At 63.4% G+C, this 13845-nt stretch carries 11 protein-coding genes; 6 read left to right on the plus strand and 5 right to left on the minus strand.

Annotated features, from left to right (window positions below):
* Positions 1–22 precede the first annotated feature (22 nt).
* Together E7681_RS02545 and E7681_RS02550 are read right to left on the minus strand one after the other, a co-directional pair.
* Entirely contained in the window at positions 23–1381 is a 1359-nt protein-coding gene (locus tag E7681_RS02545; protein ID WP_136337684.1) for an oligosaccharide flippase family protein, read from the minus strand.
* Positions 1382–1423: 42 nt separating this feature from the next.
* A complete protein-coding gene (locus tag E7681_RS02550) occupies positions 1424–2254 on the minus strand; it encodes a glycosyltransferase (protein WP_136337685.1) in 831 nt (276 codons plus the stop codon).
* A 111-nt stretch (positions 2255–2365) separates the two neighbouring features.
* Here E7681_RS02550 and epsE point away from each other — a divergent pair, with 111 nt between their 5' ends.
* Positions 2366–3559: an exopolysaccharide biosynthesis GT4 family glycosyltransferase EpsE gene (epsE, locus tag E7681_RS02555; protein ID WP_136337686.1), complete on the plus strand. Its 1194-nt coding sequence runs from the start codon at positions 2366–2368 to the stop codon at positions 3557–3559.
* Here the strand turns inward: epsE and E7681_RS02560 are convergent.
* Positions 3556–6288, minus strand: a complete 2733-nt coding sequence (locus E7681_RS02560) for a calcium-binding protein (protein ID WP_136337687.1) — start codon at positions 6286–6288, stop codon at positions 3556–3558. The genes epsE and E7681_RS02560 overlap by 4 nt on opposite strands.
* Positions 6289–6304: 16 nt before the next feature.
* Entirely contained in the window at positions 6305–7687 is a 1383-nt protein-coding gene (locus tag E7681_RS02565; RefSeq protein ID WP_136337688.1) for a hypothetical protein, read from the minus strand.
* Between the two features lie 238 nt (positions 7688–7925).
* Between E7681_RS02565 and E7681_RS02570 the strand changes: the two genes are divergently transcribed.
* On the plus strand, positions 7926–9071 hold the full coding sequence (locus E7681_RS02570; RefSeq protein WP_168733137.1) for a glycosyltransferase family 4 protein: 1146 nt from the start codon (positions 7926–7928) through the stop codon (positions 9069–9071).
* Between the two features lie 10 nt (positions 9072–9081).
* Here the strand turns inward: E7681_RS02570 and E7681_RS02575 are convergent, their stop codons facing one another.
* Positions 9082–9768, minus strand: coding sequence for a sugar transferase (locus E7681_RS02575; RefSeq protein WP_425471372.1), 687 nt, complete (start codon positions 9766–9768; stop codon positions 9082–9084).
* A gap of 858 nt (positions 9769–10626) precedes the next feature.
* Between E7681_RS02575 and E7681_RS02580 the strand changes: the two genes are divergently transcribed.
* The 4 genes from E7681_RS02580 (at position 10627) to E7681_RS02595 (ending at position 13813) form a co-directional block, all read left to right on the plus strand.
* On the plus strand, positions 10627–11109 hold the full coding sequence (locus E7681_RS02580) for a MarR family winged helix-turn-helix transcriptional regulator (RefSeq protein ID WP_136337691.1): 483 nt from the start codon (positions 10627–10629) through the stop codon (positions 11107–11109).
* Positions 11110–11119: 10 nt separating this feature from the next.
* A complete protein-coding gene (locus E7681_RS02585) occupies positions 11120–11527 on the plus strand; it encodes a PaaI family thioesterase (protein ID WP_136337692.1) in 408 nt (135 codons plus the stop codon).
* A 105-nt stretch (positions 11528–11632) separates the two neighbouring features.
* Entirely contained in the window at positions 11633–12925 is a 1293-nt protein-coding gene (locus E7681_RS02590; protein WP_136337693.1) for a glycosyltransferase family 4 protein, read from the plus strand.
* A gap of 279 nt (positions 12926–13204) precedes the next feature.
* On the plus strand, positions 13205–13813 hold the full coding sequence (locus tag E7681_RS02595) for a sugar transferase (RefSeq protein ID WP_136337921.1): 609 nt from the start codon (positions 13205–13207) through the stop codon (positions 13811–13813).
* Positions 13814–13845 lie beyond the last annotated feature (32 nt).

Below are 13845 nucleotides of genomic sequence, written 5' to 3' on the forward strand. Positions count from 1 at the left end.
ATTGTCCACGAATCGACGCAAGCTACTGAATCAGCTTCGATATATCGGCCCAGTGCATCCAGAACACGGCCGCACCCACGCTGCCACCCGCCACAAAGAATACCAGATCGTGCAGCGGATCCCATGCGCCTTGGGCGCGCGCCAGCCACACCACCACGGGATAAATCACCAACATGCTTATGCCTTGGGCGATCAGGGCACCGAACAGGCCCGCGACCTGGAAACCGATCAGCAGGCCCAGCGTCATCGCCAGCGCCTTTGACAGCGACAGCACGAAAAACCGCTGCGAGTCGCCCTCGGCCAGCGCGGCCTGATCGTAGGACACGACGATGATCTGCACGACCTGCATGCAGGCCAGCGTCACCACAACCGGCCCGGCCATCAGATAGCGTTCGTCATACAGGAAATCGACCAGCCAGACGCCCAGAGCGGCGATGCCCAGCACCATGCACAGCAGCACCGTGGTGGCGTAGAACCGCATCTTGCGCAGCCGCAAAAAGTTTTCGCGCGACTGGCGCGGCGGGCTTTCGCGGTGCACCGGGATCACCACGCGGCGGATCACCATCTGGCCCAGCATCAGCGGGAACGAGGCCAGGAAAAAGCCGATGTTGTAGATGCCGAACTGCTCTAGCCCCAGGTATTTGCCCAAGATCACCTTGTCGCCCTGCATGATCAGGAACCCGCACAGGGTGGACAGGAAGATCCACTTGCCGAAATGCATCAGCTCTTTCGCGGCGGCGGGCTCCAGCCGGAACCGGTTGCGCGGGCCGGGGATCAGGACGTGCATCAGCACCAGTTGCGACAAGGCGCTGACGATCCCCGAGATCACCAAAGCCCAGACCGAGCGCGTCAGGTAGGCCAGCGTGACCGCCGCGATCAGGCCCAGAACCTGCGTGCCGATCTCGACCAGCGTCACGCGCCCGGTGCGCAGGTGGCGGTTGGCGGTTTCGAACTTGGTCGGGTTGAACCCCGAGATCAGCAGCGTCACCGCCGAGACGGGCAGATACCAGGCCAGCTCGGGCTCGGCGTAGATCAGCGACAGCGGATAGGCCAGCGCACTGGCGGCCAGGAACAGCACGCCACCCCGGAGGATATGCAGCGACCACGCGGTGTCCAGAAACTCGGGCTCATCCCCGCGCTTGCTTTGCATGATGGCCGGGCCCACGCCCATGTCCGAGAACATGCTCAGCCCGACCAGGAACACCGTGACCAGCGCCATCATCCCGAACGCCTCGGGGAACAGGATGCGGGTCAGCACCAGGTTCGACAGCAGGCGCAGGCCCTGATACGCGCCGAATCCCAGCACGGTCAGCGCCGAGCTGCGGATCGCGCGCTCGATCAGGCTGCTGCCACGGGTCAGGCGGTTCAGCAGGGCCAGCATGTCAAATCATTCCAAAACGGAGCTGCAAAGACTCGTTCCATTCTACCTGCCGCGGCTCCAGTCCGAGGCGTTCCTGCCCTGCGTCAGCTTTACGACAAGGGCCACACCGGCGTACACGGCAAATCCTGCCGGATCGCGCAAAAATAGGCCACACAGCATCGGGATAGACATGCGCGGCTTGGTATCGTTGCGGGTCAAATCCGGATAGAGGCGGTCCACCTGATCCACCCCGATATTCTGGCGCCGGCGCACTTTGACCAGGTTCTCGAACCCCTCGACGATGGGCCAATCGTACCCGGCCTGCGTCTTGACCCGCTCGCCCGGCGCAAAGCTGAGCCGCACGAACGTGTCGTCCGAGATGATGTCGGGAAACGTCCCCCACCGCTTGCGCCCCGCGGCGTTCACCGCGAACAGCCCGCAGCCGGGAACATCCTGCGTAAAGAACGGCACGCGCCCGTAGATGCGCCGATAGGCCCGGCTGGCGAATGTCCGCGCCGGGGCGATCCGCACGTCGCCGCTGGCATAGCGGGCCTCGGGTGTCGCCAGCGCCCGCGACAGCTGCGCCAGCAGGTCCGGGTCCACCGTCACATCGGCATCCAGATAAATCCGTTTGTCCCCGCTTGCAGCCGCGTCACCCTGGTTCATGGCGTTCATCTTGCCGCCCTCGGGCAGGTCCAGCACGATCAGGCTCCAGCCGTTCGCCTCGATCCCGTCCCGCCAGGACAGCGCGCCCTGAACCGTGCGATCCGTGCAGGCATTGGCGGCGACGATCACCTCGACCGGCTCAGGCACGGCCGAGGACGCAGCCAGCGACCCCAGGCAACGGCTGATCATCGATTCCTCGTTGTTGGCGGGGATGATGATACTGATCAAGCGTGTCTCCTGGGTGGACTGGTACGAGTTTCGAAATATCGACGGTTTATGTTTTTAATTGGGCCGGAACAGGGTTTATGTTGCAAGCGCAAACAGATGCAGGACGCTCTCATGCCCCGTAAAATCGCTTATCTGGTGCCCCAGTTTCCCGGGCAGACGCATATCTTCTTTTGGCGCGAAATCCGGCATCTGGAACAGATGGGCGTCGAGGTGCACCTGTTTTCCACCCGTCCGCCGCCCAAGGGGCTGATCTCTCATTCGTGGTCGGAAAAGGCGATGGCGCGCACCACCTATCTGGGTCATGCCTCGGTGCCTGATCTGCTGGCCGGCCTGCCCCGCGTCCCGTTCGGCGAACTGGCGGCCGAGGTGCGGCGCGACGGCAAAGAGGTCGCCAAGGACGCGCTGATCTGCATCCCCGCCGCGCGCCGTCTGGTGCGCGAATGCCGCGCGCGCGGGATCACCCATATCCACGCCCATTCCTGCGGCCGCGCGGCGATGATCGCCGCACTGGCGAACCGGTTTGGCGGCATCGACTATTCGGTCACGCTGCACGGGCCGATGCAGGATTACGGCCCCGGCCAGCACTTCAAATGGCGCCGCGCGAAATTCGCCACGATCATCACCCACAAGATCCACGCCGAGGTGATCCGCGATCTGGGCCCCGACCTGCCCGAACGCATCCGCATCCAGCCGATGGGCGTGGACGCCGCCACGCTGCGCCGCAAGGCCCCCTACAAGCCCCCCCGCCCCGGCGAGGCGCTGCGCATTTTCACCTGCGCGCGACTGCATTTCGTCAAGGGTCATCAGGACTTGATGGAGGCCGTCCGCCTGTTGCTGGACCGTGGCCACAAGGTCAATCTGGACATCGCAGGCGAGGATGACGACGGCGGCACCGGCTTCCGCCATGTGCTAGAGGAGAAGATCCGCGATCTGAACCTCTCGGGCCACGTCACCCTGCTGGGCGCGATCGACGCCGACGAGGTGAAGCGCCGCTTGTGCGACGCGCATCTGTTCATTTTGGCCAGCTGGGCCGAGCCCCTCGGCGTGGCCTATATGGAGGCGATGAGCTGCGCCACCCCCACCATCGGCACCGATGCCGGCGGCGTGCCCGAGCTGATCCAGAACGGCGTCGACGGCGTGCTGGTCCCGCCCAAAGACCCGCAGGCGATGGCCGACGCCGTGGCCGCACTGGCCGCCGATCCGCATCGCCTGACCCGCCTCAGCGAGGCTGGGCGACACACGATCGAAACGCGGTTTGATTCCCGTCTGGGCGCGGAAACGCTGGTGCAGGAAATCTGGGGTTAAATCCCCAGATCCATCTTGGCCCCCGGCGCGCCCTCGAATTCCAGCACCTCGATGCTGCGCAGCGCGACCTCTCCGTCCGGGCCGACGGCCAGCCAGGTGTCGCCCCACAGCGCCAGCGCGTAATCCTCGGCCCGGCCCGGCAGAACGGCGGTATCCACGCCCTCGCCACCATGCAGGTAATCCCCGCCCCCGCCCGAGGTGATGCGGTCATTCCCGCCCCGCCCAAGGATCACGTCGGACCATTTCGTGCCCACGAACGCCTGATCCTGATCCGTCCCCGTCAGGAACAGCCCGTCGTCAAACGCATCCGGCGTGCGGTCCTCCCAGTCACTGGGGCCGCTGGCGTTATAGGCCATCAGCGCGTCCCAGCGCGGCGACTGGTCCGCCAGATGCCGTTTCGCCCCCCAGCTACCCCATTTCGAGGGTTTGGCCACGTCCACGAACCCGTTGAACAGCACGCCCCCGGCGGCCTGCCAGCCCTCTAGCAGTTGCTGATACAGCGCGCCGATCTGGGCCGAGTAATTGTAGGCCGTCAGCACCTGCGTCAGCTCCTCGTTATCGACCCATTCGTTCAGGCCAACCAGATGGGTGCCGCCCTCGTACATGATCAGCCGCAGCCCGGCCTGCTGCGCGGCCTTGGCGTGGTAGGGGAACACCTCTTGCGTCAGGTTGCGGATGGGGCCGTCGCGCAGATATTCCGTCAGCTTGTCCTGCACGATGCCCTGCCGCGCCCAGCGCAGGATGCGGGCGGGCATTTCAGGGTCGTCCCCGTCCAACCCGAAATAGCCGGTGACGGCATAAGCATCGAAACTGTCTACCGGAGGTCGCCGCCCCTCGGCCACGGCCAGCGGCGCGTTCAGCAGCGCGTCCTCCAACCCAGGCCAGCCGGTATGCACGCCCGCGACCCGCACCAGCCGCTCTGTGCCATAGACCCGCGTCCAGATGTCCATCACCTCGGCCGCGCGCATCCCGGTCCATTGCATCCAGGCATCGCCCTCCGCACCCCAGCGGTCCTTGGCCTGCGCGGCGGCCCAGCGGGCTTGCTCGAACAAGAAGTTCCACATCTCGTTCGAGTATTCTACATAAGCCACCCGCCGCTGTTCCAGATGGTCGCGCACGTAAGTGGCAAACGCCTCGACATAGGCATCATCGGCGGCATGGGGCATGGTGAACCACGGGTCCGCGCCGATCTGGTTGGCCAGTTGGACCATCACCTCGACCGGCACGCCACGGCGGGCAAAGGTGTAGTCCTGCGGCACCGGCCGGTCCTGCCAGCGCGACACGAAGGATCCGTTGGTGATCATCCAGTCCATGAATCGCACCGCCCGCAGATCACGCACCAGCCCCAGCCACAGCGGGTTAAAGGTGACGCCCATGTCGTACAGCTCGGTCATGTCCTCGTGGACGATGGCGATGTTGCGGATGTGGTCGCCCGGATCGGTGGCCAGGATCGCCACGGCGACCGGCCCCTCGCCCGGCTCAAAGGTAAAGGTCACTTGCCCATCCGAGTAGCGCGCATTCCGCGCCCGCCCGCCCACCCGCAGCGTGCCCGTGCCCTCGTACGTCAGCCGGTAGCGCCCGGTGAAATACTGCGCCTCGCGCGGCAGGTCGGTCAGCAGGTAGCTTTCCAGCTTTTCGACCCCTTCGGGGATCTCCATCGGCCAGCCGTGTTCGTCCAGATAACCCTCGGCCTCCAGCTGCTCGGCCTCCATCCCGCCGTACTGGCCTTTCTTATGCCCCAGCCAGGGCCGCGCGGATTTCATCACGTTGAGGAACGGATACTGGGTCGACCAATCATGAATGCCGTCCAGCCCCATCGCCAGCGCCGGTTGCGCCACGGGTTTCGCCGGGGGCTGCAGCAACGCCGCCCGCTCTGTCCCGGTGGCTTGGGCGACCAGCGCGGCGATCTCGCCGTAATTGGCGCGCACCAGCGGATGGACCGAGGACGGCAGCACCAGCGCAGCAGGCGGCGCTTCCTCGTACAGCATGGCATAGGTGACCAGCGCGGCCAGGAAATAGGTGGTGGGCGTGCCATGCGGCGCGTCGTCCAGGTACAGGTCGGTGCCTGTCAGCTCTTTCAGCCCCGGCAGCTCATACACCTGCGCCATCGTGCTGGCGACGGGGATCAGCTGCACCTGATGCTGGGGATAGGCGGCCTTCACCCCTTGGGTCAGCGTGACGTACCATTCGTGATAAGACCCACGGTTTTCGCGGTGATACCGGCGCAGTTGCCGGGCCGAGGGCGGGTAGTTCCCGACCACCACGCCCATGTCGGCCCAGCCCTCGTAGATGAACAACCGCGCCTGCGGCCCCGCCGTATCAAAGGCCAGCCCCGCCGCGCCCAGCGCCGTCAGGCCGTCGTCGTTGAACACCTCGTCCGGGCGCAGGTACTGGATGAAATTCGTCGGCGTCAGAACCACGGCGTCGTAGCCGTCCACGCCACCACCCCACCCCGAGGTCACGCCCGGCACGCTCCATTCCGGCTGCGGCGGCAGCTTGCCCTTGATATCCTGCAGGAAGACCCAGGTGCCATCCGCGCGCAGCCCCTTGCCCGCCGCCCGGGCAATGTAATTCAGCCAATACACAGCCGAAGTTTCGTGCGTGTCCGACGGATGCTCGACCAGACTATTGCCGAAAAAGTAAGCCGAGACATCCGACTGGCCGGCTCGCGCCGGGCTTTGGAACAGCAGGGCAAGACACAGCATCACCCACAAACTCGGCCGGACCATCGGCACCCCCTTTGGCTTACATCACACTCTTCAGCTTGTGCTTGGCCGGACGGACATAGATGTCGTCACGCTCGGCGTAGCCCAGCAAGGCGCCCGCCCACAGCCATGTCAGCGGCGTCAGGGTGGCGTTGGGCAACAGGTCGAACACGTTCAGCGCCAGCAGCAGGCTCATGCCCGTCACATATGGGGACGCGTTGACCAGAACGGAACCTTTCAGTTTGTGCCACAGCAGGGCGATCGGCCACAGCAGCAGGCCCAGTTGGGCCAGCCAGCCGACCCAGCCGAACATGCCCAGCGCGATCACCCAGTAACCATCGGAAACAGTCTGGCTGACCCCGGTGACCGGATCAAGAATCTGGTTGCGCCCCCAGCTGCCCCACCCGAACAAGGGCTTCTCCATTGCCCGATCCAGCAGCACATTCTCGTTTTCCAAGCGATAGCGCAGCGATCCCGCGCGATCCGCGCTGACCTTTTCGGCCTGCGCCAGAATCTGCCGCTCGGGCACCAGGTGGGCGCCCTTCAGCACCGGGTAGCTGACCGTCAGCAGCGCCAGCGCCAGCGCGACCCACAATTGCAGGCGGCGCGGCAGGAACAGCACCAGCGGCACCAGCAGCACCGCGTACATGAACGAGGCCAGCGATTTACACAGCACCAGCACGCCGAACAGATAGGCCGCGATGATCAGCGCATAGGTCCGGTGCTTTCCGGTTTCCCCCCGCAGCAGCGTCACCGCCGCGACCACGCAGACCATCATGAAGAACGCCGCCCAAAGCCCGTGATACAGGAACACGATGGGCCGGAACCCCCCGTCGCGCATCATCTGCTCAAAGCTGTGCTGGAAGAACCCGTAGACCCAGATGTTGATCTGCGGTGACAGGCGCACCTCCAGCAGCATGGGGATTGAATAGACCAGCCCCGCGAACACGAAGGCCAGCAACAGGTCGCGCTGATCCATCCGGGTGCGCAACAGGCAGCGCGCCAGCAGGAACGGCGCGATGATCGACACCTGCCGGAACATGGTCGAGACCATGTCCTTGATCCCCATCCCCGGCAGGCCGATCCGGCCAAAGAACACCGGCTCCAGGTTGGTGATGGTGGTGCCCAACGGGCTGAGGATGAACAGGATCAGGAACACCCGCGCCGCACGGGATTCGGGCAGCAGCTTTACCTGATCCGCATACAGCGCCAGGCACAGCGCCAGCACGGTCAGGTTCGGCAGCGACTCCTTGTTCAGCGGCGGCAGCAACGGCGGGTCAAACGCGGTGGGCTGCGGCGGCAGGAACAGGTACGACCCCAGCAGGCACGCAATCAGCGCCCGACCGGCTGGCATGGATCGAAAGATCACCAGACAAATCAGGGGCGTCAGGGCCAAGACCAGAAATGCGAAGCTATTGGGCATCGGTTGGATTCTAGCGCCGAATGGCGCGGCTGCTCTGCTTTTTAGAGTTGTTGCCAAGGGGTTTACCAAAGAGTTTCGGCAAAATCATGGCTTTCCTGCCTTGGCAGCGATAAACAATGGCCGCAATTTACCAGTACCTATGAATTCCAACAGTAATCGAGGCACCCCGTTTCCCGTCATGGCCGTAAGCGCCCCGCATCAACCCAGGACAGACATTCGCATCGCCTATCTGTGCGATATGACTCCGCTTGACCCGTGGCCCTATTCCGGCGGCAACACCCGTATTTTCAAAGCCCTGTCCCGGGAATTTGCCGACATCACGATCCTCAGCCAATCGTGGGGCCTGGCCGAGCCGATCCGCCGCGCCCTGTACCGCCTGCCCGACGCGCTGCAACTGCGGTTGCGCTGGCGGCTGCACCTGTTGCTGTCGCCCATCATCCGCCGTCAGGTCGAGCGTGAGCTGCGCAAGGGACAGTACGACGTGCTGTTCAGCGCCTACAGCTACCATTCGCTCTACCGGGTGCGCGCGCCGCAGGGCACCTGCGTGGTCTACACCTCGGACGCGACCCCGACGACCTACAAGAACTCGGTGATCGGGCGTCAGTTCGGATCGTATATCCGGCTGTCGCGCCGTCTGGACCCGCTGGTGTTGAAGACGGAAACCGACACGTTCCGCGCCGCCGATCTGTTGCTCTGGCCCTCCAAATGGCTGAAGAACCGCGCCGATCCGCTGTACGAGCTGGACCCCGACAAATCCCGCGTCGTGCCGTGGGGCGCCAACATCCCCGAACCGACCCTGCGCCTGGAACCGCCGCACCTGTCGCCCGACTCCACCGTCCGCATCCTGTTCGTCGGCCGAAATTGGGAGGCAAAGGGCGGCCCCATCACTGCCGCTACCGTCCTTGCCCTGCGCGAAGCGGGGATCGAAACGCACCTGACCGTTGTCGGCTGCCAGCCCCCCGACACCGGCCTGCCACCCGAAGCGCTGACGGTCTATCGCTCGCTCGACAAGACCGACCCGGCCGAGCTGGCGCTGTTCCAGTCGCTCTATGAACGCTCGCATTTCATCCTGATGCCGTCGTTCGAATCCTACGGTTTCGCCTTCTGCGAGGCGTCCGCCTTCGGCCTGCCCTCGCTGTGCCTGAACGCGGGTGGCGTCCCGATCGAAGAGGGCGTGAACGGCCACGCCCTGCCGCTGAACGCCACCGCCGATGATTACCGCGACGTGATCCGCGGCTACATGGACGCCCCGCAGAAATACGACAAACTGCGCCGCACGACCCGCGAAACCTATGTCCAGAAATTGAATTGGCCCGCCTGGGCAAGAACCGTGGCGGGCCTGATCGTCGAATGTGTAGCTGCGAAAAGGGGTGGCCGGTCCTGACGGCCAGTCCTTAGTGGCCAGTGGCTTTCAGAACCACACCAAAGGTCTTAGCGACGACTTTCAGATCCGTGCCCAGCGACAGGTCCCCGAAATACTCGGCATCAAAGCCTGCGCGCTGGCGGAAGCTGCTTTCGTTACGAACCGAGATCTGCCAGTAGCCGGTGATGCCCGGACGCATCGCATAGTACTCGGTGCCCGGATAGATCACGCGCTGGGTTGCCATGATCGGGCGCGGACCGACCAGCGACATGTCACCGATCAGCACGTTGAACAGCTGCGGCAGCTCGTCCAGCGAGGTGGCGCGGATCAGCTTGCCGATACGGGTGATGCGCGGGTCGTTCTTCAGCTTCTGATCGCGGTCCCACTCGGCGCGGGCCTCGGGGTTGGTGTTCAGATAGCCTTCCAGCACCGCGTCGGCATTCGTCACCATCGAGCGCAGTTTCCACATGCGGAACACGCGACCGTTCAGGCCCACACGGTTCTGGGAATAAAAGGGCGATTTGCCGTCGCTCATGACCATCAGGGCCAGAACCAGCGTGACCAGCGCAACCACGGGGGCGGCGATCAGCACAACGGCGATATCCAGGGCGCGTTTGCCGTGGTCGCGGTAAAACGCATAGCCCGTGGCAAAACGAGGCTCAGGGGCGGCAACGGCAAGGCCGGCACCGGCAATTTCATAAGCTGTATCAACGCGAATATTCACAGGACTTTCCCCATACATTCATTACGCAGATGCCGGAGGAATCCGGCACGATACACCCATCTGTCGAGAAGCCCCGACAGCTACAGCCCTTGGTCTTCGGTAACTCCAGAGGCGCGGCAGCTGCGCATCCGGATCTCTTGACGCCGACAACGGTTTTGTCGGTGGCGCCGCCTGATCCCGGTACCCATCCGTGATCCGCTCGCCTTGATTAGAGTTTCTCGCTCTTTCTTTATTGTTTTTACGAAATTGGGCATTTCTCCGTCAATTGAGCCCATGAAAATGCAACTGCCGCACGATCCTCAAATCAGCCAGTTTCAGCCTATTTCCAGGGGGTCCGTGATCGCGCTTCGGACTCGCCCCGCACTCGGGTCGGCCGGACTAAGGCACCGCATTTGGCCTTCGCGGCGAGGTGGTCCAAATCCGCCATCATTGTACAACAGAACGATACAAAAGTGACGCCGCACCCGCTAAACAACCCAAAGCGCGAACAATCCTGCCCCAATTGGCCCCGTTTCTGCCCCAAATCGGGCGTCCTAAATATGGCCAAATCCGGCCAAATCCGGGCGGAAATCCTGAAATCCCGGCCAATTATGTCCAGATTGTGGCAGCACTTTGCCGAACTTGTGCAGCTCCTGTGCGGAATTTTTGACGCGATCACATTTTTTGGAGTCACAACTTAAAGGCGATCAAAGGGCGATAACAATTCATGCAAATTCTGGAAATTGTCCCGAATAGTCACCCAATGTATTCAAAAACCTGATTCGCGGCCTCGATCCGGGCCTGCCACGGCTATTGATCCGTGGGCCGTTATTGCCGATAAGCCTTTGACCCTGCTGCCGGAGCCGCAAACGCATGAGCGACCACGACAAAGTCGAGAAAACCGTCGGGCTGATTTTCCAACACGTGGCGCGACTGCGCTCTCGCCTGTTCGATCAGAAACTGTCGCCCCACGGTCTGACCTCGGCGCAGGTATTTGCCCTGAACTACCTGATCCGCGAGGACGGCCTGACCCAGGTCGAGCTGGCCCGCTATCTGGGCATCGGCACCGTCGCCGTCAGCGGCCTGATCGACCGGCTTGAAGCCGCGCAATGGGTCGTCCGCAAACCCGACCCGCGCGATCGCCGGTCCAACCGGATCTGGCTGCTACCCGCTGCCGAGGAAAAGAAGCAGGTCCTGCGCGAGGCCGCCCGCGCCGTCAACGCCGCCACGCTGTCCGGCTTCTCGCCCGAAGAGGTCGATCAACTGCTGTCGCTGATGCACCGCGCCCGCCGCAACCTGATCGACACCATGAAAGACGACCCTGAACTGGTCCTGCCCCCCTCGGCCCGCAAATAAGGAACGCCCCATGTCCCGACTGGACGAGATCACGCAGGTCATGAGCGGCTTCAACCGCGAGATGGGCTTTCGCCTTGTGGACTGGTCCGCCGAATGCGCCCGGACCGAGGTGGCGATCCAGCCCCAGCACCTGAACTCGCAAGGGATCGTGCATGGCGGCCTCTACTGCGCCTTTCTGGATTTCAACTGCGGCATCGCCGGCAATTACCATGACGAGGACGAGCCCGCGAAATCCTGCATCACCCTGTCGCTGACCACCAACTTCGTCAGCTCGGCCCGGGGCGGCAAGCTGCTGGGCATCGGCCGCAAGATCGGCGGCGGGCGCAATATCTTCTACGCCGAGGCCGAGATCCGCGACGAGGCCGGCACCCTTCTGGCCACCGCGATGGGCACGTTCAAATACAGCCACCAGCGCTGAAAATCCCGGCTTCGCACCGAAATCGTCATTTTCTTGCCCAGCTTCCCCCCTATCGGGGCGCTCAAACCCGCGTATAGTCGGGCAAACAGGCGAAAAGGCTGACCAGTGGCACAGGGCAAATTGCGCATTCTGATCCTTGCGGACGAGTTTAACCCCGAGTGGCCCTCGCTGCCGATCGTCGCCTATAAATACGCGCTGGAGCTGGCCAAGCATTGCGACCTGACCATCGCCACCCATGTCCGCAACCGCGAGAACGTGGAAAAGGCAGGCGCGGGTCTGAACATCACCTATATCGACAACGAGTATATCGCCGCGCCGATGTTCAAGATCGCCCGCCTTCTGCGTGGAGGGGAGGAGGTCGCCTGGTCCACCTCGCAGATCATGAACTACATCCCCTACCTGGCGTTCGAACGGGGCGTCTGGCAGCACTTCAAGGCCGACCTGAAGGCGGGCAAGTTCGACATCGTGCACCGCATCACGCCAATGTCGCCCACGATGCCCAGCTATATCGCGCATAAATCCCCGGTGCCGTTTGTCATCGGCCCGCTGAACGGCGCCCTGCCCTGGCCCGCCGCCTTCACCGCCGAACAGACCCGCGAGAAAGAGCGCCTGCGCGCCCTGCGGGATTTCTACAAATACCTGCCCTATGCGCGTTCGACCTATGACGATGCCGCCTGCGTGCTGACCGGCTTCAGCCACACTCGCGCCGATCTGGCCCGCGTGCCGGACGACCGCATCGTCATGTTCCCCGAGATCGGCTTTGACCCCGCGATCTTCCACGACACCGGCTCGAAACCTGCCGGACGCCGCGCCGACCACGTGCGGTTCATGTTTGCCGGCCGTCTGGTGCCTTACAAACTGCCCGAGCTGCCGCTCCACGCCTTCGCCAACTCGCCGCTGTTGCGCCAGCACCACCTGCATATCCTTGGCGACGGCCCCGAACTGCCCAGGATGCAGGCCTTCATCACCCAGCATAACCTTCAGGACTGCGTCACCCTCGAAGGCCGCAAGACCCAGGCCGAGGTGGCACAATGGATGCGTGACTGCGACGTCTTCGTCTTCCCCTCGATCCGCGAGTTGGGCGCGGGGGTGGTGATTGAATCGATGGCCTGCGGTCAGCACCTGATCTGCGCCGATTACGGTGCCCCCGGCGATCTGACCGGCCACGGCACCCGCGGCGACGCCATCCCGATGGCCCCCTTCCCGCAGCTCGCCCAAGGCTTCCAAACCGCGATGGAGCGTGCCGTCACCGACCGCGACCGCTCAACCGCGCTGGCCGCAGCCGCCCGTGATTACGCCGTCCAGCTGTTCCCCTGGGCCGTCAAAGGCGCGCGCACGGCGGATCTGTACCACGCGATTCTGAACGGCCAGAACATGCAGGCCTTTGCCTACGACTGACCCCTCGCATCAGCCCGACCTCATACTCGCCCAAAAGATGTCCGATCCGAAAACTGATCACCTCTTGGGCGATTTACCTTAGGGTCATGCCGCAAAACACTCATTTTCATCAATTTTTCTTTGGTAATTGCAAAAACTTGCGGTAATTAAATCTCAATATGGGCAAAAAATTGCCCCAAAGGCTCAATAAGCCTAAACGAGCAGATCATTCACCGAGGCAGGTGTAACGTGTACGACTTTGGTAACCAGGGCGCCCTTGGGGACGCTTTTTATGCGCAATTGCGCCTTCCCGACTCTTTCCGCTGGACCCTTTTTGGTTGGGTCAAACGGACCTTCGATATCCTTCTCAGCCTGTACCTGTTGCCCGTCCTGATCATTCTGGGCGTCGGCCTGCTGGTGCTGAACCCGTTCTTCAACCGTGGCAGCCTGCTGTTCGTGCAGCCCAGAATGGGCCGCGATTGCAGAGCCTTCAGGGCGTACAAATTCCGCACCATGGTTGCCTCGAACGTCAAGCGCGGCCCCAATGACCCGCTAGAGCGTCACCGCATCACCCGCCTGGGCGGTTTCCTGCGCCGCACCCGCCTGGACGAGCTGCCCCAGATCCTCAACGTGCTGAAGGGCGACATGAGCCTGATCGGCCCCCGCCCCGACTATTACGACCACGCCGTCGCCTTTCTGGACACGATCCAGGGCTACCGCGAACGCCACATGGTCCGCCCCGGCATTTCCGGCCTGGCCCAGACCGAAATCGGCTATGTCGAGGGCACCGAAGCCACCAAACGCAAGGTTCAGGCCGATCTTTTCTACATCACCAACACGGGTTTTGCGTTGGAAGCGTGGATTTTCTGGCGTACTCTGCTGACCGTATTCGGGCGCGCAGGGGCCTGATCGTTTCTGCGCAATTCAGGCGGTGCTTTGCA

This window comes from Thalassobius vesicularis, from assembly GCF_004799325.1.
Taxonomy (GTDB): Bacteria; Pseudomonadota; Alphaproteobacteria; order Rhodobacterales; family Rhodobacteraceae; genus Thalassobius; species Thalassobius vesicularis.